We start from the raw sequence: 21,531 nt of genomic DNA, 5'->3' as shown, positions 1-21,531 counted from the left end.
CATGTATACGAAGATTTTAGGTACCGGCAGCTACCTGCCAAAACACGTGCGTACCAACGCCGATCTTGAAAAAATGGTAGATACGTCTGACGAGTGGATTGTCACGCGCACAGGTATCCGTGAACGTCGTATTGCCGCGCCAGACGAAACCGTTTCGACCATGGGTTACGAAGCCGCGCAACGTGCTATCGAAATGGCGGGCATTGATAAAGATCAGATTGGCTTGATCGTGGTTGCCACGACCTCTGCCACGCATGCCTTCCCAAGCGCAGCGTGCCAGGTGCAAAACATGCTCGGGATTAAAGGCTGCCCGGCATTTGACGTTGCCGCAGCGTGCGCAGGGTTCACCTATGCGCTGAGCGTTGCCGATCAGTATGTTAAATCCGGTGCCGTGAAATATGCGCTGGTCATCGGTGCTGACGTGCTGGCACGTACCTGCGATCCAACCGATCGTGGGACGATCATTATTTTTGGTGATGGTGCGGGCGCGGTACTGCTCGGTCAGTCCGAAGAGCCGGGCATCATCTCTACGCATCTGCATGCCGATGGCAGCTACGGCGAATTACTGACCCTGCCTAACGCCGATCGCGTTAATCCGGATAACGCTATTTACCTGACGATGGCCGGTAATGAGGTGTTCAAGGTGGCGGTGACTGAGCTTGCGCACATTGTCGATGAAACGCTGGAAGCGAATAACCTTGACCGCTCCGCACTCGACTGGCTGGTGCCGCATCAGGCGAACCTGCGCATCATCAGCGCGACCGCTAAAAAGCTGGGCATGTCGATGGATAACGTTGTGGTGACGCTGGATCGTCACGGCAATACCTCTGCGGCGTCAGTACCGTGCGCATTTGATGAAGCGGTACGTGACGGACGAATCAAACGGGGCCAGTTGGTCTTGCTTGAAGCCTTTGGTGGCGGGTTCACCTGGGGTTCCGCGCTGGTTCGTTTCTAGTATAAGGATTAAATAATGACGCAATTTGCTTTTGTGTTCCCGGGCCAGGGTTCTCAGGCCGTTGGGATGTTGTCTGAAATGGCAGCAAAGTATCCGGTTATCGAAGAGACTTTCCGTGAAGCTTCCGCTGCGCTGGGTTATGATTTGTGGGCGCTGACCCAACAGGGGCCAGCCGAAGAGCTGAACAAAACCTGGCAGACTCAGCCAGCGCTGTTGACGGCGTCCGTTGCGCTGTGGCGTGTCTGGCAGCAGCAGGGCGGTAAAGCGCCAGCGCTGCTCGCGGGCCATAGCCTGGGTGAATACTCTGCGCTGGTGTGTGCCGGTGTTATCGCGTTTGCTGACGCGGTGCGTCTGGTTGAACTGCGCGGTAAGTTCATGCAGGAAGCAGTACCTGAAGGCACCGGTGGCATGTCTGCTATCATCGGCCTCGATGACGCTGCGATTGCAAAAGCGTGTGAAGAATCCGCTGAAGGTCAGGTGGTGTCTCCCGTTAACTTCAACTCGCCAGGCCAGGTGGTTATCGCCGGTCATAAAGACGCGGTTGAACGTGCTGGTGCAGCCTGTAAAGCTGCAGGCGCGAAACGCGCTCTGCCGCTGCCCGTCAGCGTACCGTCCCACTGCGCACTGATGAAACCTGCTGCCGATAAACTGGCCGTTGAGCTTGAAAAAATTACTTTTAACACACCGACAATCTCCGTTGTGAACAACGTCGATGTGAAATGCGAAACCTCGCCGGACGCTATCCGTGATGCGCTGGTTCGCCAGCTCTACAGCCCGGTACAGTGGACCAAAACCGTTGAGTTTATGGCCTCTCAGGGCGTTGGGCATCTGTATGAAGTCGGCCCAGGTAAAGTCCTCACCGGTCTGACAAAACGTATTGTTGACACCCTGACTGCTTCGGCAATTAACGAGCCGGACGCGATGTCAGCGGCACTCTCGCAATAAAAGAGGAATACCATGAGTTTTGAAGGAAAAATTGCCCTGGTCACTGGCGCAAGCCGCGGTATCGGGCGTGCAATTGCTGAAACACTGGTTGCGCGCGGCGCGAAAGTGATTGGTACAGCAACCAGCGAGAATGGCGCTAAGGCCATCAGCGAGTATCTGGGTGCGAACGGTAAAGGTCTGGTTCTGAATGTGACCGAACCTGCATCTATCGAATCTGTTCTGGAAAATATTCGCGCAGAATTTGGCGAAGTGGATATTCTGGTAAATAATGCCGGGATCACTCGTGATAACCTGTTAATGCGAATGAAAGACGACGAGTGGAACGATATCATCGAAACCAACCTGTCATCTGTATTCCGTCTGTCAAAAGCGGTAATGCGCGCTATGATGAAAAAGCGTCATGGTCGTATTATCACTGTCGGTTCTGTGGTTGGTACCATGGGAAATGCTGGTCAGGCTAACTACGCTGCGGCGAAAGCAGGTCTGATCGGTTTCAGTAAGTCGCTGGCACGTGAAGTTGCGTCCCGCGGTATTACTGTAAACGTTGTTGCTCCGGGCTTTATTGAAACGGACATGACGCGTGCGCTAACTGATGAGCAGCGTGCGGGTACGCTGGCAGCTGTTCCAGCGGGCCGCTTAGGCGACCCTAAAGAAATTGCCAGCGCGGTTGCATTTTTAGCCTCTGACGAAGCGGGTTACATCACTGGTGAGACCCTCCACGTCAACGGCGGGATGTACATGGTTTAATCACGATGAAAAATATTTGCGTTATTAGGGCGAATGGCCTCAAAATAACGTAAAATCGTGGTAAGAACTGCCGGGATTTAGTTGCAAATTTTTCAACATTTTATACACTACGAAAACCATCGCGAAAGCGAGTTTTGATAGGAAATTTAAGAGTATGAGCACTATCGAAGAACGCGTTAAGAAAATTATCGGCGAACAGCTGGGCGTTAAGCAGGAAGAAGTTGTGAACTCCGCTTCCTTCGTTGAAGACCTGGGCGCAGATTCTCTTGACACCGTTGAGCTGGTAATGGCTCTGGAAGAAGAGTTTGATACTGAGATTCCGGACGAAGAAGCTGAGAAGATCACCACCGTTCAGGCTGCCATTGATTACATCAACGGTCACCAGGCGTAAGTGAACATCTCCAGGCGGTCATTCGACCGCCTGAGTTTTATCTTTTTTGTCCCACGAATCCCTTTTTTATCCCTCCCTGGAGGACAAACGTGTCTAAGCGTCGTGTAGTTGTGACCGGACTTGGCATGTTGTCTCCTGTCGGCAATACCGTAGAGTCCACCTGGAAAGCTCTCCTTGCCGGTCAGAGCGGCATCAGCCTAATCGACCATTTCGATACTAGCGCCTATGCAACGAAATTTGCTGGCTTAGTAAAGGATTTTAACTGTGAAGAGATCATCTCGCGCAAAGAACAGCGCAAGATGGATGCCTTCATTCAATATGGAATTGTCGCTGGCGTTCAGGCCATGCAGGATTCTGGCCTTGAAATTACGGAAGAGAACGCAACCCGTATCGGTGCCGCTATCGGTTCCGGGATTGGCGGTCTGGGTCTGATCGAGGAAAACCATACATCTCTGATGAATGGCGGCCCGCGTAAAATCAGCCCGTTCTTCGTTCCGTCCACGATTGTTAATATGGTGGCAGGTCATCTGACCATCATGTTCGGCCTGCGTGGGCCAAGCATTTCTATCGCTACCGCATGTACCTCTGGCGTGCATAACATCGGCCAGGCCGCGCGCATGATTGCGTACGGCGATGCAGATGCTATGGTTGCGGGCGGTGCGGAAAAAGCCAGTACTCCGCTGGGAGTGGGTGGCTTTGGTGCAGCGCGTGCGCTGTCTACCCGCAACGATAACCCGCAGGCGGCAAGCCGTCCGTGGGACAAAGACCGTGACGGTTTCGTGCTGGGTGACGGTGCGGGTATGATCGTACTTGAAGAGTACGAACATGCTAAAAAACGTGGCGCGAAGATTTATGCTGAAGTTGTCGGCTTCGGGATGAGCAGCGATGCATACCACATGACGTCACCACCAGAAAATGGTGCGGGCGCCGCGCAGGCAATGGCCAACGCGATTCGCGACGCGGGTCTTACCCCGGAGCACATCGGTTACGTTAACGCGCACGGTACTTCTACGCCTGCAGGCGATAAAGCAGAAGCTCAGGCTGTTAAGTCTATCTTCGGCGAATACGCCAGCCGCGTGCTGGTGAGCTCCACAAAATCCATGACCGGTCACCTGTTGGGTGCGGCGGGTGCAGTAGAGTCTATCTACTCTATCCTTGCGCTGCGCGATCAGGCTGTTCCGCCAACCATCAACCTGGATAATCCGGATGAAGGTTGTGACCTGGACTTCGTTCCTCACGAAGCGCGTCAGGTAAGTGGTATGGAGTACACCCTGTGTAACTCCTTCGGCTTTGGTGGTACTAACGGTTCACTGATCTTCAAAAAGATCTGAGCCTGACTGCATCATGGCGATTAAAAAAGGTCCGCTTGTCGGGCCTTTTTTATTAAGCCTAATCTTCTTGTCGGCTGCATGGCATCCTGCCAGACTAAATGCCCACGCATAAGGAGCCACCATGTTTTTAATCAATGGCCTTGAGCAAAACACGCTGCCTGCTGGTGACAGGGCAACTCAGTTTGGTGATGGCTGCTTTACGACAGCGCGCATTCTCGACGGCAATGTCTGCCTGCTCAAGGCGCACCTTCGTCGTCTTCAGCAGGGTTGTGAAGCCTTGATGATCCCCTTCACGCACTGGGACACATTGCGTCAGGAGATGTGCCAGTTGGCGGCCGGGAAGCAAAGCGGTGTTTTGAAGGTGATTATCAGCCGCGGCAGCGGTGGCCGGGGATACAGCGGTACAGCTTGCCAGCACCCAACGCGGATCCTTTCGGTGTCTGCCTGTCCTGCTCATTATCTGCGCTGGCGTGAAGAGGGCGTTACGCTAACGCTCAGCCCGGTACGTCTGGGGCGAAACCCTATGCTTGCCGGTATAAAACACCTCAACCGCCTTGAACAGGTACTGATTCGCACTCATCTTGAACAGACGGACGCTGATGAGGCGCTGGTTCTTGACAGCGAAGGGTTTATTACGGAATGCTGTGCGGCTAATTTACTCTGGCGGCAGGGGAACGATGTTTATACGCCGTCGCTCGAGCAGGCCGGCGTCAACGGGATTATGCGTCAGTTTTGTTTGCAGCAGCTGGCACACTCTGGCTTTCGCGTTGTCGAAGTGAGCGCGAGAGAAGAGGCGCTGCACCAGGCTGATGAAATTATCATTTGTAATGCGCTGATGCCGGTTGTACCCGTCCGCGCGTATGGTCAATACAGCTTGTCCTCGCGCGAGCTGTTTCAGTTTTTAGCCCCGATATGTGAGCAAACCCGATAGTCATGAAGAAAATGTTGCGCTTTGTCCTCCTCCTTATCGTTGCGCTGGGTCTTGCCGGCGGAGCGGGAGTGTGGAAAGTTCGTCAGCTGGCGAACAGTAAGATCCTGATTAAAGACGAGACGATTTTTACCCTGAAAGCGGGGACGGGCCGCCTGGCGCTTGGCGAACAGCTTTATGGCGACAAGATCATTAACCGTCCGCGCGTGTTTCAGTGGCTGTTACGTATCGAGCCTGAACTGTCTCATTTCAAAGCCGGTACCTATCGCTTTACGCCGGGGATGACCGTCAAAGAGATGCTGCAGCTGCTGGAAAGCGGTAAAGAAGCGCAGTTCCCGCTGCGTTTTGTTGAGGGGATGCGCCTGAGCGATTATCTCGAACAGCTGCGCGATGCTCCGTACATTAAGCATACTCTGAAAGATGACCGCTATCAGACGGTGGCCGAGGTACTGAAATTTGAACATCCTGAGTGGGTGGAAGGCTGGTTCTGGCCAGACACCTGGATGTACACCGCAGGCACGACCGATGTGGCTATCCTCAAACGGGCGCATAAAAAGATGGTGGCAGCCGTCGATTCCGCCTGGGAAGGGCGCATGGACGGTCTGCCATACAAAGATCAAAACCAGTTTGTCACGATGGCCTCAATTATTGAGAAAGAGACGGCCGTCGCCGCCGAACGCGATCAGGTGGCATCGGTCTTCATTAACCGTCTGCGTATCGGCATGCGTCTGCAAACGGACCCCACCGTCATCTACGGAATGGGCGAGAGTTATACCGGTAAGATTTCAAGAAAAGATCTGGAGACGCCAACGGCGTATAATACCTACGTGATTAGCGGTCTGCCGCCGGGCCCGATTGCCACGCCGAGCGAGGCTTCCCTGCGTGCGGCTGCGCATCCTGCTAAAACACCGTATCTCTATTTTGTGGCTGATGGAAAAGGGGGGCATACCTTTAACACCAACCTTGCCAGCCATAATCGCTCCGTTCAGGACTATCTGAAGGCACTTAAGGAAAAAAATGCGCAGTAAATACATTGTCATTGAGGGACTCGAAGGGGCGGGTAAAACCACGGCCCGCAACGTGGTGGTGGATACGCTCAAATCGCTTGGCGTTGCGGACATGGTATTTACCCGCGAGCCCGGCGGTACGCAACTGGCTGAAAAGCTGCGGAGCCTGGTGCTGGATATCAAATCCGTTGGTGACGAGGTCATCACAGATAAAGCCGAAGTATTGATGTTCTACGCGGCGCGCGTGCAGCTGGTGGAGACGGTCATTAAACCGGCCCTGGCTAATGGCAAGTGGGTAATTGGCGATCGTCATGACCTGTCGACCCAGGCTTATCAGGGCGGTGGGCGTGGTATTGACCAGACGATGCTGGCCACGCTGCGCGATGCGGTGCTGGGTGATTTTCGCCCTGACCTGACGCTCTATCTGGATGTGACGCCGGAAGTGGGTCTCAAGCGCGCCCGTGCTCGCGGTGAGCTGGACCGCATTGAGCAGGAGTCCCTTGATTTCTTTAACCGTACCCGCGCGCGCTATCTGGAACTGGCGGATCAGGATGGCAGTATTCGCACCATTGATGCGACGCAATCCCTGGAAGAGGTCACCCGCGCAATTCAGAAGACGGTTACGCAGTGGCTACAGGAGCAACAGGCATGAAATGGTACCCATGGTTGCGCCCGCATTTTGAAAAGCTGATCGAAAGCTATCAGGCTGGTCGGGGGCATCATGCGTTACTGATTCAGGCACTGCCGGGAATGGGGGATGATGCATTGATTTACGCCATCACCCGCTTCCTGATGTGTCAGCAGCCGGAAGGCCATAAAAGCTGTGGTAAATGTCGTGGTTGCCAGTTAATGCAGGCGGGCACGCACCCTGACTATTACACGCTCGAGCCTGAGAAGGGCAAAAGCGCGCTCGGTATTGATGCCGTGCGTGAAGTCAGTGAAAAATTGTACGAACATGCGCGGCTCAGCGGCGCTAAAGTCGTCTGGCTCAAAGACGCAGCACAGCTTACCGAGGCGGCGGCGAATGCGCTGCTTAAAACGCTGGAAGAACCGCCGGAGAAAACGTGGTTCCTTCTCTCCTGTCGTGACCCGGGGCGTTTGCTGGCAACGCTGCGTAGCCGTTGTCGTCTTCATCACCTCGCGGTGCCTCAGGAATCATGGGCGCTGAGCTGGCTTGAGCGAGAGGTGACAACGTCACAGGAAGGGGCGCTCTCTGCGTTGCGCCTGAGCAGCGGTGCGCCTGCGGCGGCGCTGGCATTACTGCAGCCAGAGGTCTGGTCACAGCGAGACGCGCTCTGCCGGGCCGTTGAGTCTTCCATCACCAGCCGCGACTGGCTAAGTTTATTGCCTGCGCTTAACGGCGAGCAGGCCGCGGAACGTCTGCACTGGCTGGCTTCCTTGCTTCTGGATGCGCTCAAACTCCAGCAAGAGGCAACGCTACTGACCAACCCGGACGTCTGGCCGCTGGTTAACACGCTGGCGAACAGCCTGTCAGGCGCATCATTACACGCTATCCTTCACGATATCTGTCAGAGTCGTGAACAACTTTTAACAGTGACCGGTCTTAATCGCGAGCTTTTACTGACCGACCAGTTGCTGCGTATCGAACATTACCTGCAACCAGGCGTGACACCGCCTGTTTCCCATCTCTGAGAGAGACATTATGTTTTTAGTCGACTCACACTGCCATCTTGATGGCCTGGATTATCAATCCCTGCATAAAAACGTGGACGACGTGCTGGCCAAAGCCGCTGCCCGTGATGTGAAGTTTTGCCTTGCCGTGGCGACAACGTTACCGGGGTATCGCGGCATGCGTGAGCTGGTGGGCGAGCGTGAGAACGTTGTTTTCTCCTGTGGCGTGCATCCGCTCAATCAGGATGAAGAGTACGACGTTGAGGAACTGCGCCGGCTGGCCGCAGAAGAGGGCGTCGTGGCGATGGGGGAAACCGGGCTGGATTACTACTACACGCCGGAAACGAAACCGCGCCAGCAAGCGTCGTTCCGCCATCATATTCGCATTGGTCGCGAGCTCAACAAGCCGGTGATTGTCCATACCCGTGATGCGCGCGCCGATACGCTGGCGATCCTGAAGGAAGAAAAGGTGACGGATTGCGGTGGCGTACTACACTGTTTCACAGAAGACAGAGAAACAGCGGGTAAACTGCTTGATTTAGGGTTTTATATCTCGTTTTCGGGGATCGTGACGTTCCGTAACGCTGAGCAACTCCGCGAGGCTGCGCGCTATGTTCCGCTCGATCGCATCCTCGTGGAAACAGACTCTCCGTATCTGGCACCGGTGCCGCATCGCGGTAAAGAAAATCAGCCAGCCATGACGAGAGACGTAGCCGAGTACATGGCCGTGCTTAAAGGCGTCAGCATTGAAGAGCTGGCCCGCGTCACGACGGACAACTTCTCTACGCTGTTCCATATCGACCCCGCCCGCCTGCAATCTGTTTGATACGCCTGTTTTTTTTAGGCTCGTAATTAATACATAAAACGAGTAAAGTTCACCGCCTCATTTGGGGCGGTGAAGGTGTATTTAGACACATCCAGAAACGCTTTTTGTAAATAACTGAAAGTTTTTCGACCGTCTTAAGCTGAAACGTGATAGCCGTCAAACAAACTCAGAGGGAATTATTTTACTCTGTGTAATAAATAAAGGGCGCTTAGATGTCCTGTCCACGGCACGGTACTCCCCCCGGGCCAATGCGTGAAAGCGTAAAAAAAGCACAAATACTCAGGAGCACTCTCAATTATGTTTAAGAATGCATTTGCTAACCTGCAAAAGGTCGGTAAATCGCTGATGCTGCCAGTATCCGTACTGCCTATCGCAGGTATCCTGCTGGGTGTCGGTTCTGCTAACTTCAGCTGGCTGCCAGCCGTAGTTTCCCACGTGATGGCCGAAGCAGGCGGTTCCGTCTTTGCTAACATGCCTCTGATCTTCGCTATCGGTGTGGCGCTGGGCTTCACCAATAACGACGGCGTTTCTGCGCTGGCTGCAGTTGTTGCCTACGGCATCATGGTGAAAACCATGGCAGTGGTTGCGCCACTGGTTCTGCATTTACCGGCAGAAGAGATCGCTGCGAAACACCTGGCAGACACCGGTGTTCTGGGCGGTATCATCTCCGGTGCGATTGCAGCGTACATGTTCAACCGCTTCTATCGCATCAAGCTGCCTGAGTATCTGGGCTTCTTCGCGGGCAAGCGTTTTGTTCCGATTATTTCTGGTCTGGCAGCGATTTTCACTGGCGTGATCCTGTCCTTCATCTGGCCACCAATCGGTTCCGCTATCCAGACCTTCTCTCAGTGGGCTGCTTATCAGAACCCGGTTGTGGCGTTTGGTATCTACGGCTTCATCGAGCGTTGCCTGGTACCATTTGGTCTGCACCACATCTGGAACGTTCCATTCCAGATGCAGATTGGTGAATTCACCAACGCAGCAGGTCAGGTATTCCACGGTGATATCCCACGTTACATGGCGGGTGACCCAACTGCAGGTAAACTGTCTGGTGGCTTCCTGTTCAAAATGTACGGTCTGCCGGCAGCGGCAATTGCTATCTGGCACTCTGCTAAACCAGAGAACCGTGCAAAAGTGGGCGGTATCATGATCTCCGCAGCGTTGACCTCGTTCCTGACCGGTATCACCGAGCCGATCGAGTTCTCCTTCATGTTCGTTGCGCCGATCCTGTACATCATTCACGCGGTTCTGGCGGGTCTGGCGTTCCCAATCTGTATCCTGCTGGGTATGCGTGACGGTACGTCCTTCTCTCACGGCCTGATCGACTTCATCGTTCTGTCCGGTAACAGCAGCAAACTGTGGCTGTTCCCAATCGTTGGTGCGTGCTATGCCGTTGTTTACTACACCATCTTCCGCGTGCTGATCAAAGCACTGGACCTGAAAACACCAGGTCGTGAAGATGCGTCAGAAGACAGCAAAGCCACCGCGACAAGCGAAATGGCTCCGGCTCTGGTTGCCGCATTCGGCGGGAAAGAGAACATCACTAACCTGGACGCGTGCATTACTCGTCTGCGTGTTAGCGTTGCCGACGTCGCGAAAGTAGACCAGCCGGGTCTGAAAAAACTGGGTGCAGCAGGGGTTGTTGTTGCTGGTTCGGGCGTTCAGGCAATCTTCGGGACTAAATCCGATAACCTGAAAACCGAAATGGATGAGTACATCCGCAACAGCTAAGCTGTGACCTGGGGAGACTAAGGCAGCCGAATGGCTGCCTTTTTTATGGGTAGAAACTTAAAAAGAGTAATTCGCGCTGACGGAGACGTTCAGCGGCGCGCCATAGACAACGTATGACCCGACGTAGTCGTAGTATTTTTTATCAAACAGGTTGTTAACGTTGGCCTGCAAGGCCAGATCCCTGGTGACCTGATAACGGCTGAAGAGATTCACCAGCGCATAGCTGCCCTGTTCTGCACGGGACTGGCCTGCCGGGCCACCCTCTACATCCGTCCACACTTTATTCTGCCAGTTCACCCCGCCGCCCACCGCCAGTTCCGGCAGCATAGGCAGTTGATAACGGGTAAACAGCTTCATGGTCGTACGTGGCTGATCGGAACTGATGGCATTCCCGCGCTTATCTTCTGCAATAAACCGTGTCGCCCCGAAGGTTAACTGCCAGTTGTCGGTCAGTGCACCGTTTAGCTCAAATTCAATCCCTTTGCTGACCACGCCATCCAGTGATTCATAAATAGATTCGCCGCTCGGCATATAGGTGTAGGTATTGCTCGCCACGTTATCCTGTTCAATACGGAAAACGGCCAGTGAGGTGGTCAGGCGGGTGTTGAACCAGTCCGCTTTCACCCCCGCTTCGTAGCTTTTCCCGGTCGTAGGGTCGAGGTAACGGCCGCTCGCGTCACGCTTGTCCTGTGGCTGGAAAATAGAGGTGTAGCTGACATAGGTCGACCAGTCTTCATTGATGTCATAAACCAGTCCTGCATAAGGCGTTACGTCATCTTTGGAACTTTCCAGACGGGTATCCGGGGAACCTGCAGGGTTGTAGCGAATGTTATAGTTGGTGTAACGCGCGCCAAGGATCAGGTGCAGCGGGTCGGCCAGCGAGAATCGGGCCGAGGTATACGCCGATGACTGGCGAATGTCGTCCTGGCTATAGAGCTTCCACGGTGTCCACTGCGGGTCGGCGATAGTGCCATTCCAGTTTTTAAAATTACCCACATCCACCATACCGTATAACGCATCCGGCATGCTGTTATCGTAATGGTTACGCTGGCGGCTGAAGCTCCCGCCAAACATCATCTCATGCTGACGACCAAAAAGGCTGAAATCGCCACGCAGGAAGGCGTCGATGGCATCCTGCTTACGTTCACCACGGTTCCAGCCGCCGTAGCCGACCATGCCCGCCCCGGTCTCTTTATCCGGATAGCCTGACATATACATCAGTTTGCTGTCGAAATGGGTTTCCGCATGCATGCCGTTGATGTGCGCTTCCCAGCCGTTGTCAAAACGTTGGGTCAGGTTGGCAAAGATACGGGTGTTGTCTTTATCCGAGTAAGCCCAGTCAGGCGCAACGGTCTGGCTGCGGTCGTAATGGGTTTTGCTTCCGTCGCTATACCAGGTTGGCAGACCGCCCCAGGTGGGATCGGCGGTGTGACTTTCCTGGTATTCATAGCCTACGGAGAGGGTCGTGCTATCGGTGACGTCGGCATCCACCACGCCATAGAGGAATTTTTTACGGTAGTGGTAGTTATCCACAGCGCTGTCGTTGTCCTGGTAACCGGTGATCAGACGACCGCGCACCTTGCCGGATTCTACCAGCGGGGCCTGTAAATCCAGCACATAGCGCTGCTTGTCCCAGCTGCCGTAGCTGGCGGAGACGTTCCCTTTGAATACGTTACTGTCTGCGTGCTTGCGCACCATATTGACGTAGGCGGATGGGTTACCGGTGCCGGACATCAGCCCGGTAGCGCCGCGAACCACCTCTATACGGTCATAAATGGCGGTGTCGGCGGCGGTGTCGCCAAAGTTCCATACTTCGCTGATGGAGGTCGGCAGGTCATCGAACGCATAGTTACTGACGAAGAATCCGCGCGAGTAAAATACGGTGCGGTCGCTGTCCTGCACCTGGGCCGTTACGCCGGTGGTGTTGGTTAACACCTGGCCGACTGACTGCAGGTTCTGATCTGCCATGCGCTGCTGGCTAATCACGCTGACGGACTGGGGGATATCGCGGGGAACAAGTAACAGTTTGGTCCCGGTGGTGGTGGTTTTTACGCTGTAGTCCTGATCCTGTCCGCTGGAGGGATCCTGTGCGTTATCAAAGCCACCCTCCACAACTACCGTATCTTCGGTCGTGGAGGCGGCAAAACTGACGGTTGGCATCAATGCCATAGCAATACAGGCTGTCAGCAACGAAGGTGTTGCGACAGGCTGGCGTTGCCCATCCCTGGTATGAGTAATGAAAGACATCATCAAACCCTTAATGAATGGTGAAGGTGGTCTGCATCAGTCCCGCGTGTGCGGGCTAATGTCGTTTTCTATGTTGAAAATGCGCATGAAAATGCAAATGCGAAATATACGCATTGAGATTAACGGTGTAAACAGATGTGTCAAAAGGAACTGAAATAATGTTTCAGGCGATCGCGACGCGTCAGCGCTCACTCTCCAGGCAGCTGGAGGACATTCAGGAAAGAAATCGGTGGAGAAGGTTGAAAGGACAGGAGAATCTCGCTCATACTCTTGTGTTGTGTCACACAGTAATACTGAGAATGTGTTAATGGCGGCGCACTACGCCAGATTAAACAAAAAAGGAAAAGGTCATGGCTGAAGAAACGATTTTTAGTAAAATTATCCGCCGCGAAATCCCTTCGGATATCGTTTATCAGGATGAGCTGGTGACGGCTTTCCGGGACATTTCTCCTCAGGCTCCGACACATATCCTTATTATTCCTAATATTCTGATTCCGACCATAAACGACGTAAAAACCGAGCATGAAGTAGCGTTAGGTCGTATGCTGACAGTGGCCGCAAAAATTGCTGAGCAGGAAGGGATTGCTGAAGACGGTTACCGTCTCATCATGAACTGTAATCGCCACGGTGGTCAGGAAGTTTATCATATTCACATGCATCTGCTGGGTGGACGTCCTCTGGGGCCGATGCTGGCACATAAAGGTCTTTGACATGCTTAAAGGGCGTATTGCAGCGCTGGTAATGACGATGTTGATCGTAGGGTGCAGCACGCGTCCGGCGATCCCCGTCAGCGATGAACAGACGCTGGTGATGGAATCCTCCGTACTTGCTGCGGGCATCACGGCGCAACAACCTGCGTTGTCGATCAGTGAAATCAACTCTTCTGCTTCCTCTACGCTCTTTAATGAAAGACAAGAACCAGTGACGGTGCACTACCGTTTTTTCTGGTATGACGTACGAGGTCTTGAAATGCATCCGCTGGAAGCGCCGCGCAGCGTCACTATTCCGGCAAGATCGTCGGTAACGCTCTATGGCAGCGCCAACTATCTGGGTGCACATAAGGTGAGACTTTATCTTTATTTGTAAGGGGTGAACCTTGATTAAAAATTTGAGCCGTTATGCGCTCGTGACTGCTTTCGCTCTGTTCCTCGCAGGGTGTGTGACCCGAACTGAAGAACCTGCGCCTGTGGAAGAGGCCAAACCGGGTACCGAGCAGCCGACACAGCCAACGCAGCCGCCGCCAACCGTACCGACTGTGCCGTCTATTCCGTCGCAGCCTGGTCCAATTGAACATCCGGATCAGACATCGCAGCCTGCGCCGCGCGTTCGCCATTACGACTGGAACGGTGCGATGCAACCGATGGTCGGCAAAATGCTGCAGGCTCAGGGTGTGACCGCGGGCAGCGTATTGCTGGTTGATAGCGTGAATAACCGTACCAACGGTTCGCTGAACACGGGCGAAGCGACAGAAACCCTGCGCAATGCCCTGGCCAATAACGGTAAGTTTACGCTGGTCTCGGCACAGCAGCTCGCGGTAGCCAAGCAGCAGTTGGGCCTGTCACCGCAGGACAGCCTCGGTTCACGCAGCAAGGCGATTGGGATTGCCCGTAACGTCGGTGCGCAGTATGTGCTTTACTCCAGTGCCACCGGTAACGTGAATACGCCAGCCCTGCAAATGCAGCTGATGCTGGTTCAGACAGGCGAGATTATCTGGTCAGGTAAAGGTGCCGTTACGCAACTCTGACTGTACGCGTGAAGAGATCCTGACGCGTTATTTTCCACAGTATCGCCTTATCGCGCCGCAGGCCCCTTCCGGGCTTGGCGGCGCGAGTTGCATTATAGAGCAGGGCGAGCAACGTCTGGTATTGCGGCAGAATCACGATCCCTTAGCGTCTTCATCCCATTTCCGCCGTCAGTTTCGGGCACTGAAACGCCTTCCGGCGGATCTGGTGCCAAAGCCCCGTTTTTACCGCCAGGGCTGGATGGCCGTGGAGTATCTGGCAGGGGAGATCGGCAACACGCTACCGGAAACGGCAGTGCTTGCGGCTATGCTCTGTCATCTGCACCGGCAACCGCGCCTGGGGTGGCGGGTGACGCTGCTGCCGTTGCTTGAACAATACTGGCAGCAGGCTTCGGCCGACAGGCGAACCCCATTCTGGCTGGCACAGCTAAAACGGCTGCGTAAAACGGGCGAACCGCAGCCGCTTCGGCTCTCGCCGCTGCATATGGATGTTCATGCCGGAAATATTGTTCATACGTCCCTCGGTGCGAGGCTTATCGACTGGGAGTATGCCGGTGACGGAGACGTGGCGCTGGAGCTGGCGGCCGTCTGGTCGGAAGATGATGCTGCGCGGCAGCGGCTCATCACCGACTACGCCCGGATAGCGCACATGAATGCCGACGCCCTGAGGCGTCAGGTGAGGCGCTGGCGACCGTGGGTCGTCATGCTGATGGCTGGCTGGTTTGAAATGCGCTTTCAGCAATCCCGAGATAAACAATTTATTGCGCTGGCAGATGATGCCTGGCGTCAGTTACAAACTAAAGGATAAGAGAGGTTGGTGTGGGTCCAGTCATGTTGGATGTAGAAGGGTTTGAGCTGGATGCGGAGGAGCGTGAAATTCTGGCGCACCCGCTGGTGGGAGGCTTGATCCTGTTCACCCGCAACTATCACGATCCAGCGCAGCTGCGAGAACTGGTGCGCCAGATCCGTGCTGCATCGCGCAATCATCTGGTGGTGGCCGTCGATCAGGAAGGCGGACGCGTACAGCGGTTCCGCGAAGGCTTTACTCGCCTGCCTGCCGCCCAATCTTTTGCGGCATTACTGGGCACGGAAGAGGGTGGCAAACTGGCGCAAGAGGCCGGCTGGCTGATGGCCAGCGAGATGATTGCCATGGATATCGACATCAGTTTTGCGCCGGTTCTGGACGTGGGGCATATCAGCGCCGCCATTGGCGAACGCTCATACCATGAAGATCCGCGTATTGCGCTGGCGATAGCGAGCTGTTTCATTGACGGTATGCACGACGCGGGAATGAAAACCACCGGGAAACATTTCCCGGGACACGGTGCGGTGACCGCCGACTCGCACAAAGAGACGCCGCGCGATCCGCGTCCGGAAGCTGACATTCGTGCCAAAGATATGTCGGTGTTCCGCTCCCTGATTACCGATAACAAGCTGGACGCCATCATGCCAGCACACGTGATTTACAGCGACGTCGACCCGCGTCCTGCAAGCGGGTCCGCGCACTGGCTGAAAACCGTTTTGCGTCAGGAGCTGGGGTTTAATGGCGTGATTTTCTCAGACGATTTGTCGATGGAAGGGGCGGCGATTATGGGCAGCTACGCCGAGCGCGGTCAGGCGTCGCTGGACGCAGGTTGCGATATGATCCTCGTCTGCAATAATCGTAAAGGTGCCGTCAGCGTGCTGGATAACCTGTCGCCGATCAATGCACAGCGTGTTACACAATTGTATCATAAAGGTTCATTTAGCCGTCAGGAGCTGATGGACTCGGCGCGCTGGAAGACGGTCAACGCGCAGCTTGAAGCCCTGAATGAACGCTGGCAGGCACATAAAGCCAGCCTGTAAATCCTCCCGGAAGGCGTAGCGTGGTGAGAAGACAATGATCATCTATTTACACGGTTTTGACTCAAACAGTCCTGGTAATCATGAGAAGGTCCTGCAGCTGCAGTTTATCGATCCGGATGTCCGGCTGATCAGTTACAGCACACGCCATCCAAAGCATGATATGCAGCACCTGCTCAAAGAGGTGGACAAGATGTTGCAGCTCAACATCGATGACCGTCCGCTGATTTGTGGCGTGGGATTAGGTGGCTACTGGGCAGAGCGGATTGGATTCCTGTGCGATATCCGCCAGGTGGTGTTCAATCCTAATCTTTTCCCGAATGAGAACATGGAAGGCAAAATTGACCGCCCTGAAGAGTATGTCGATATTGCCACCAAGTGCGTCAGTAATTTTCGGGAGAAAAACCGCGACCGTTGTCTGGTGATCCTGTCGCGTAATGATGAAGCCCTTAACAGCCACCGGGCGGCTGAGTTGCTGCATCATTACTATGAAATTGTCTGGGATGAAGAACAGACCCACAAATTCAAGAATATCTCCCCGCATTTGCAGCGGATCAAAGCCTTCAAAACCCTGGGCTAATCCACTGCGTACGACCTGCCAGGCCCGGCCGCGAAAGCGCGCCGGGCTTTCTTTTTGTCCAGAATTGTCTACTTTTAAGCCATCAAAACTTGATGCATATCAATTTTGGTATGACCAATGCGCCTGACGTGGTATTCTCAATGCACCTGAATGGTTTCAGTGCTGTAACCTGTTGTTAATTAAGGGTTATTTTTATAACTTTTAATTAACAATTGGTTAATAATTTGAGGGGGTCACGTTGACTACGCCATTGAAAAAGATAGTGATTGTCGGCGGTGGTGCTGGCGGGCTGGAGCTGGCTACACAGTTAGGCAAGAAGCTCGGTCGCGGCAAAAAAGCCAAAATTACGCTGGTGGATCGTAACCACAGCCATTTGTGGAAACCGCTGTTGCACGAAGTGGCGACCGGTTCACTGGATGAGGGCGTGGACGCGCTGAGCTATCTGGCACATGCGCGCAATCACCATTTCCAGTTCCAGCTGGGCTCCGTGGTGGATATCAATCGTGAGAGCAAAACCATTACCCTGGCAGAGCTGCGCGATGAAAAAGGGGAACTGCTGGTTCCTGAGCGCAAACTGCCGTATGACACGCTGGTCATGGCGCTGGGCAGTACCTCCAATGATTTCAACACACCAGGTGTAAAAGAGCACTGTATCTTCCTCGATAACCCACATCAGGCACGTCGTTTCCACCAGGAAATGCTGAACCTGTTCCTGAAGTACACCAGCAATATGGGTGCGAACGGGAAAGTTAATATCGCGATTGTTGGTGGGGGGGCGACGGGCGTCGAGCTTTCTGCTGAGCTGCACAACGCGGTGAAACAGCTGCACAGCTACGGTTATAAAGGCTTAACCAATGATGCGCTGAACGTGACGCTGGTTGAAGCGGGTGAACGTATTCTGCCAGCGCTGCCTCCGCGCATTTCCGGTGCGGCGCATAATGAACTGACCAAGCTGGGCGTGCGGGTTCTGACCCAAACCATGGTGACCAGCGCGGACGACGGCGGCCTGCACACCAAAGATGGCGAGTACATCAAAGCAGACCTGATGGTCTGGGCTGCTGGCATCAAAGCGCCTGATTTTATGAAAGAGATTGGCGGGCTGGAAACGAACCGTATTAACCAGCTGGTGACCGAGCCGACCCTGCAAACCACACGCGATCCGGACATTTTCGCCATCGGCGACTGTGCTTCCTGCGCGCGTCCGGAGGGCGGTTTTGTGCCTCCGCGAGCTCAGGCAGCGCACCAGATGGCAAGCCTGGTACTGCACAATATTCTGGCGCAGTACAAAGGTAAGCCGATGAAAGCCTATGTCTATAAAGACCATGGTTCTCTGGTATCGCTCTCGAACTTCTCTACCGTCGGCAGCCTGATGGGTAACCTGATGCGCGGCTCCATGATGGTGGAAGGGCGTATTGCACGCTTTGTCTATATCTCGCTCTATCGTATGCACCAGATTGCCCTGCACGGTTACTTCAAAACCGGGCTGATGATGCTGGTGGGACGAATCAACCGCGTTATTCGACCACGCCTGAAGCTGCACTAATATTCTCTCCCTCCGGGGCCTCCGGAGGGAATTTTTAGCATATCATGCTGCTCATCGTACATTGAGTGCTTAAGAGTTCTCCTAAACACGATATATCTCTCCTCCACGTCCACTTTTTGATCCTTTGTCTTATTGGCGAAGCGCGACCTGCATTGCAAAATTGTTACCAATAGCAACAAAGGAGGAAGTCCCGTGAATAAATCAATGTTGGCGGGTATAGGGATTGGCGTCGCTGCTGCGTTAGGTGTGGCTGCCGTTGCCAGTCTCAACGTACTGGATCGCGGCCCACAATACGCACAGGTCGTGTCTGCTACCCCGATTAAAGAAACCGTGAAAACGCCTCGTCAGGAGTGCCGTAACGTCTCCGTGACCCATCGCCGTCCGGTACAGGATGAAAACCGTATCGCCGGTTCAGTACTGGGTGCGGTTGCCGGTGGTGTGATTGGCCATCAGTTTGGTGGTGGTCGTGGTAAAGATGTGGCGACCGTGGTCGGCGCGCTGGGCGGCGGCTATGCCGGTAACCAGGTGCAGGGCGCTATGCAGGATAACGACACGTACACGACGACTCAGCAGCGCTGCAAAACCGTCTATGACAAGTCGGAGAAAATGCTGGGTTACGACGTGACGTACAAAATTGGCGATCAGCAGGGCAAGATCCGTATGGATAAAGACCCGGGTACTCAAATTCCGCTGGATGGAAACGGCCAGCTGGTACTGAATAACAAAGTGTAAAAAAGATGTTCTCTGAACTTAGCTCCTCAAGCGCTCAGGCTGAGGAGCTTTTTTTTGCGTCAGATTTTGAGCAGTTCAGGCCACAGTTTCAGCGTGGTCGCGATAATGGTTTGCAGTTTTTCCAGCGTAGCCCCTTCACGGGCGCTTATCGACATACCCTGCAAAATACAGTTCAGGTATTGCGCCAGCATCTGTGGATTGCAATGCGCAGGAATTTCACCTCGTTGTTGGCGCTGAGACAGGAACGCGCTTAGCGTCTCTTCCTGCATGGCATGGCGCGATTTCACCGTGTTGGCAATCTCTTTTGAGGAGGCCGCAAGGGTGGCAGAGGTGTTAATCATAAAGCAACCCGCAGGGGTATCTTTACTGGTGAAGCAAGTCGCGACGGTGGTGAAATAGTCCCGTAGCGCCTGTTCGACGCTTTTCTCTTCACAAAACAGCTGGGCTTCGTGTTTCGCCGCAAAGCGCGAAATGTATCTGTCCAGCACCGCCCTGAACAGCCCCTCTTTATTGGTGAATTCAGCATACAGCGTGGGTGCTTTGGCACCGGTAGCTTCCACCAGATCGGAAAGCGAGGTCGCTTCATACCCATGTTGCCAGAAGAGAGTCATGGCCTTATCAAGCGCTGCATCCCTGTCGAACACTTTTGGTCGGCCACGGCTTTTCTTCGCGCAACTCGTCACGTCGGTTGTCATTTGCCGTTGGTCCTCTGTTGGTTTGTTGAATAATCATTATAAAAATAATCGCGGGTGACCACCAGCACTGATGAGAGAAAAATAAATTAATCATATGGGTATGAAAAATAACGAATTTAAAATTTAATTAATGTTCGTTATAAAAAGATGTTGACGCGTGAGCTGGATCACATTTATGATTTACCTATCGATCGTTAACTAAATAGCTAACGACCTCCAAATCATCTGCCCAAAGGTAAAAACCATGAAAAACGTAAAAACCCTCATCGCTGCTGCTGTTCTGAGTTCACTTTCTTTCGCAAGCTTCGCTGCTGTTGAAGTGCAATCAACCCCTGCTGACCAGCATAAAGTCGGGACTATCTCTGCTTCTGCCGGGACTAACCTGGGCTCACTGGAAGATCAGCTGGCGCAGAAAGCTGACGAGATGGGTGCAAAATCTTTCCGCATCACCTCAGTGACCGGTCCTAACACCCTGCACGGCACCGCTGTTATCTACAAATAAGCCTGGCTAAACCCTCATTTATGCCACTGCGATGCCACTGCGATGCCACTGTAAAAAAGCCCTGCTTAGCAGGGCTTTTTTTATTGGGGATCACATCGACTGCTGGGTGACATCCTGATGCCGGGTGACATCGGTGGGCATCCCGGAACGCGCCTCCATCGCACGCTCCATCACGATGCCATCCGTGCGGGCATTCGTTTTAAAGCTCACCATCGCGGCATTCAGATTTATTGGCAGTGTCTGCGGATCGTCGCCAATGTTTTTCGATAACGGCTGGTGAATTTCAACCAGTCTTACGCCACCCGGCTCCTCAGAAACCTTAATGGGCGTATTAATAATATTCACTCGGGTACCAGGGGTGATCACGCTATAGAGCGTCTTGATATCATCATCGCGCAGACGAATACAGCCGGAACTGACGCGCATCCCGATACCGAAATCCGCATTTGTTCCATGCAGAAGGTAAACGCCACCATAGGCCGCAAGACGGATCGCGTGGTGACCCATCGGATTCTCCGGACCCGCTGGCACCACAGCCGGTAAATCAATTCCCTGTGCTTTATAGCGAGCACGAATATTAGCCGTTGGCGTCCAGGTTGGGTTGGCACGTTTATCCGATACGGTGGTGACCATTGTTGGGGTCAGCGTGTCGCCGCCCAGCTGGCCAATACCGATTGGATAAACGGTGACTTCATTTTTACCCGGCGGGTAATAGTAAAGACGCAGCTCGGCAAGGTTTATCACGATCCCTTCGCGCGCTACATCCGGGAGAATGGTCTGCAACGGGATGGTCAGGACGCTGCCAGCGCGTGGCACATAGGGATCGACGCCAGGGTTAGCCTGCAGCAGAGCCAGAAAGCCTACGTTATATTTTTTGGCAATCGCTTCGAGCGATCCCCCATTATTTTCAACCACATGAAAACGGTTTTCGCCCACGACCTTGCTGCCAGCAGGGGGAAGAGGCCAGGTATTTGCGCGTGCAGGAAGCGCAACAGCTACCGTTGCTGCCAGCGCAAACACGGTTATCCAGCGGGTAAAACGCGAAGAGGTCATCATCACCATAATCCATATAAATAATAAGGTTATTGTTTTATAAGGCGTTAACGATAATTATGGCGAATGGGTATGTCGGGAAATCCAGGTGAAGTGCAAAGAG

At 53.9% G+C, this 21,531-nt stretch carries 23 protein-coding genes; 20 read left to right on the top strand and 3 right to left on the bottom strand.

What is annotated here, in order from left to right:
• Window position 1: 1 nt before the first annotated feature.
• From AAIR21_RS05640 to ptsG, 11 genes are all read left to right on the top strand, one after another.
• Window positions 2–955, top strand: coding sequence for a beta-ketoacyl-ACP synthase III (locus AAIR21_RS05640; RefSeq protein ID WP_014169572.1), 954 nt, complete (start codon window positions 2–4; stop codon window positions 953–955).
• 15 nt (window positions 956–970) lie between these two features.
• The gene (gene fabD, locus AAIR21_RS05635) at window positions 971–1,900 is read left to right on the top strand and encodes an ACP S-malonyltransferase (RefSeq protein ID WP_113656776.1); all 930 of its coding nucleotides are present in this window, start codon (window positions 971–973) and stop codon (window positions 1,898–1,900) included.
• Between the two features lie 12 nt (window positions 1,901–1,912).
• Complete coding sequence (gene fabG / locus AAIR21_RS05630) at window positions 1,913–2,647, top strand: 3-oxoacyl-ACP reductase FabG (RefSeq protein WP_014169575.1); 735 nt, start codon at window positions 1,913–1,915, stop codon at window positions 2,645–2,647.
• A 154-nt stretch (window positions 2,648–2,801) separates the two neighbouring features.
• On the top strand, window positions 2,802–3,038 hold the full coding sequence (gene acpP / locus AAIR21_RS05625; protein ID WP_003857954.1) for an acyl carrier protein: 237 nt from the start codon (window positions 2,802–2,804) through the stop codon (window positions 3,036–3,038).
• Window positions 3,039–3,127: 89 nt separating this feature from the next.
• Window positions 3,128–4,369, top strand: a complete 1,242-nt coding sequence (fabF, locus tag AAIR21_RS05620) for a beta-ketoacyl-ACP synthase II (protein ID WP_014169576.1) — start codon at window positions 3,128–3,130, stop codon at window positions 4,367–4,369.
• A gap of 121 nt (window positions 4,370–4,490) precedes the next feature.
• A complete protein-coding gene (gene pabC / locus AAIR21_RS05615; protein WP_047357235.1) occupies window positions 4,491–5,300 on the top strand; it encodes an aminodeoxychorismate lyase in 810 nt (269 codons plus the stop codon).
• A 2-nt stretch (window positions 5,301–5,302) separates the two neighbouring features.
• A complete protein-coding gene (gene yceG / locus AAIR21_RS05610) occupies window positions 5,303–6,325 on the top strand; it encodes a cell division protein YceG (protein ID WP_020884666.1) in 1,023 nt (340 codons plus the stop codon).
• On the top strand, window positions 6,315–6,956 hold the full coding sequence (gene tmk, locus AAIR21_RS05605; RefSeq protein WP_014169579.1) for a dTMP kinase: 642 nt from the start codon (window positions 6,315–6,317) through the stop codon (window positions 6,954–6,956). Before yceG ends, tmk begins: the two co-directional genes overlap by 11 nt.
• Window positions 6,953–7,957, top strand: a complete 1,005-nt coding sequence (gene holB, locus AAIR21_RS05600; protein ID WP_020884665.1) for a DNA polymerase III subunit delta' — start codon at window positions 6,953–6,955, stop codon at window positions 7,955–7,957. The genes tmk and holB overlap by 4 nt, the downstream gene beginning before the upstream one ends.
• Before the next feature lie 10 nt (window positions 7,958–7,967).
• Complete coding sequence (locus AAIR21_RS05595; protein ID WP_032677884.1) at window positions 7,968–8,762, top strand: metal-dependent hydrolase; 795 nt, start codon at window positions 7,968–7,970, stop codon at window positions 8,760–8,762.
• A 297-nt stretch (window positions 8,763–9,059) separates the two neighbouring features.
• The gene (gene ptsG, locus AAIR21_RS05590; RefSeq protein WP_014169582.1) at window positions 9,060–10,493 is read left to right on the top strand and encodes a PTS glucose transporter subunit IIBC; all 1,434 of its coding nucleotides are present in this window, start codon (window positions 9,060–9,062) and stop codon (window positions 10,491–10,493) included.
• Between the two features lie 57 nt (window positions 10,494–10,550).
• On the opposite strand, the gene fhuE is transcribed toward ptsG, so the two are convergent.
• Entirely contained in the window at window positions 10,551–12,740 is a 2,190-nt protein-coding gene (gene fhuE / locus AAIR21_RS05585) for a ferric-rhodotorulic acid/ferric-coprogen receptor FhuE (protein WP_183516452.1), read from the bottom strand.
• A 350-nt stretch (window positions 12,741–13,090) separates the two neighbouring features.
• Between fhuE and hinT the strand changes: the two genes are divergently transcribed.
• The 8 genes from hinT to AAIR21_RS05545 all read left to right on the top strand — a co-directional run bounded on the left by hinT (window position 13,091) and on the right by AAIR21_RS05545 (window position 19,178).
• Window positions 13,091–13,450, top strand: a complete 360-nt coding sequence (gene hinT / locus AAIR21_RS05580; protein WP_032677886.1) for a purine nucleoside phosphoramidase — start codon at window positions 13,091–13,093, stop codon at window positions 13,448–13,450.
• A 1-nt stretch (window position 13,451) separates the two neighbouring features.
• A complete protein-coding gene (locus AAIR21_RS05575; RefSeq protein ID WP_014169585.1) occupies window positions 13,452–13,826 on the top strand; it encodes a YcfL family protein in 375 nt (124 codons plus the stop codon).
• A gap of 10 nt (window positions 13,827–13,836) precedes the next feature.
• Window positions 13,837–14,484 carry a penicillin-binding protein activator LpoB gene (gene lpoB, locus AAIR21_RS05570; RefSeq protein ID WP_032677887.1) on the top strand — a complete coding sequence of 216 codons (648 nt, stop codon included), beginning with the start codon at window positions 13,837–13,839 and terminating at the stop codon, window positions 14,482–14,484.
• Entirely contained in the window at window positions 14,465–15,289 is an 825-nt protein-coding gene (gene thiK / locus AAIR21_RS05565) for a thiamine kinase (protein WP_032677888.1), read from the top strand. The genes lpoB and thiK overlap by 20 nt, the downstream gene beginning before the upstream one ends.
• 11 nt (window positions 15,290–15,300) lie before the next feature.
• Entirely contained in the window at window positions 15,301–16,326 is a 1,026-nt protein-coding gene (gene nagZ / locus AAIR21_RS05560; protein WP_020884661.1) for a beta-N-acetylhexosaminidase, read from the top strand.
• A gap of 34 nt (window positions 16,327–16,360) precedes the next feature.
• On the top strand, window positions 16,361–16,903 hold the full coding sequence (gene ycfP, locus AAIR21_RS05555) for an alpha/beta hydrolase YcfP (protein ID WP_013097106.1): 543 nt from the start codon (window positions 16,361–16,363) through the stop codon (window positions 16,901–16,903).
• 238 nt (window positions 16,904–17,141) lie between these two features.
• Entirely contained in the window at window positions 17,142–18,446 is a 1,305-nt protein-coding gene (locus AAIR21_RS05550) for an NAD(P)/FAD-dependent oxidoreductase (protein ID WP_025204449.1), read from the top strand.
• A 192-nt stretch (window positions 18,447–18,638) separates the two neighbouring features.
• On the top strand, window positions 18,639–19,178 hold the full coding sequence (locus tag AAIR21_RS05545; RefSeq protein WP_008500779.1) for a glycine zipper 2TM domain-containing protein: 540 nt from the start codon (window positions 18,639–18,641) through the stop codon (window positions 19,176–19,178).
• Between the two features lie 59 nt (window positions 19,179–19,237).
• Here AAIR21_RS05545 and comR read toward each other — a convergent pair whose 3' ends face one another.
• Complete coding sequence (gene comR, locus AAIR21_RS05540) at window positions 19,238–19,873, bottom strand: TetR family copper-responsive transcriptional repressor ComR (protein WP_183516451.1); 636 nt, start codon at window positions 19,871–19,873, stop codon at window positions 19,238–19,240.
• A gap of 244 nt (window positions 19,874–20,117) precedes the next feature.
• On the opposite strand from comR, the gene bhsA reads away from it, so the two are divergent.
• Window positions 20,118–20,375 (top strand): multiple stress resistance protein BhsA, encoded by a 258-nt coding sequence (gene bhsA, locus AAIR21_RS05535; RefSeq protein ID WP_013097102.1) that lies wholly within the window; start codon window positions 20,118–20,120, stop codon window positions 20,373–20,375.
• A 90-nt stretch (window positions 20,376–20,465) separates the two neighbouring features.
• Here the strand turns inward: bhsA and ldtC are convergent, their stop codons facing one another.
• Window positions 20,466–21,431 carry a L,D-transpeptidase LdtC gene (gene ldtC / locus AAIR21_RS05530; protein ID WP_032681246.1) on the bottom strand — a complete coding sequence of 322 codons (966 nt, stop codon included), beginning with the start codon at window positions 21,429–21,431 and terminating at the stop codon, window positions 20,466–20,468.
• Between the last annotated feature and the right edge of the window lie 100 nt (window positions 21,432–21,531).

The sequence above is a fragment of the Enterobacter sp. PTB genome (assembly GCF_051130085.1).
GTDB lineage: Bacteria > Pseudomonadota > Gammaproteobacteria > Enterobacterales > Enterobacteriaceae > Enterobacter > Enterobacter ludwigii.
This window is presented reverse-complemented; position numbering and strand designations above follow the sequence as displayed.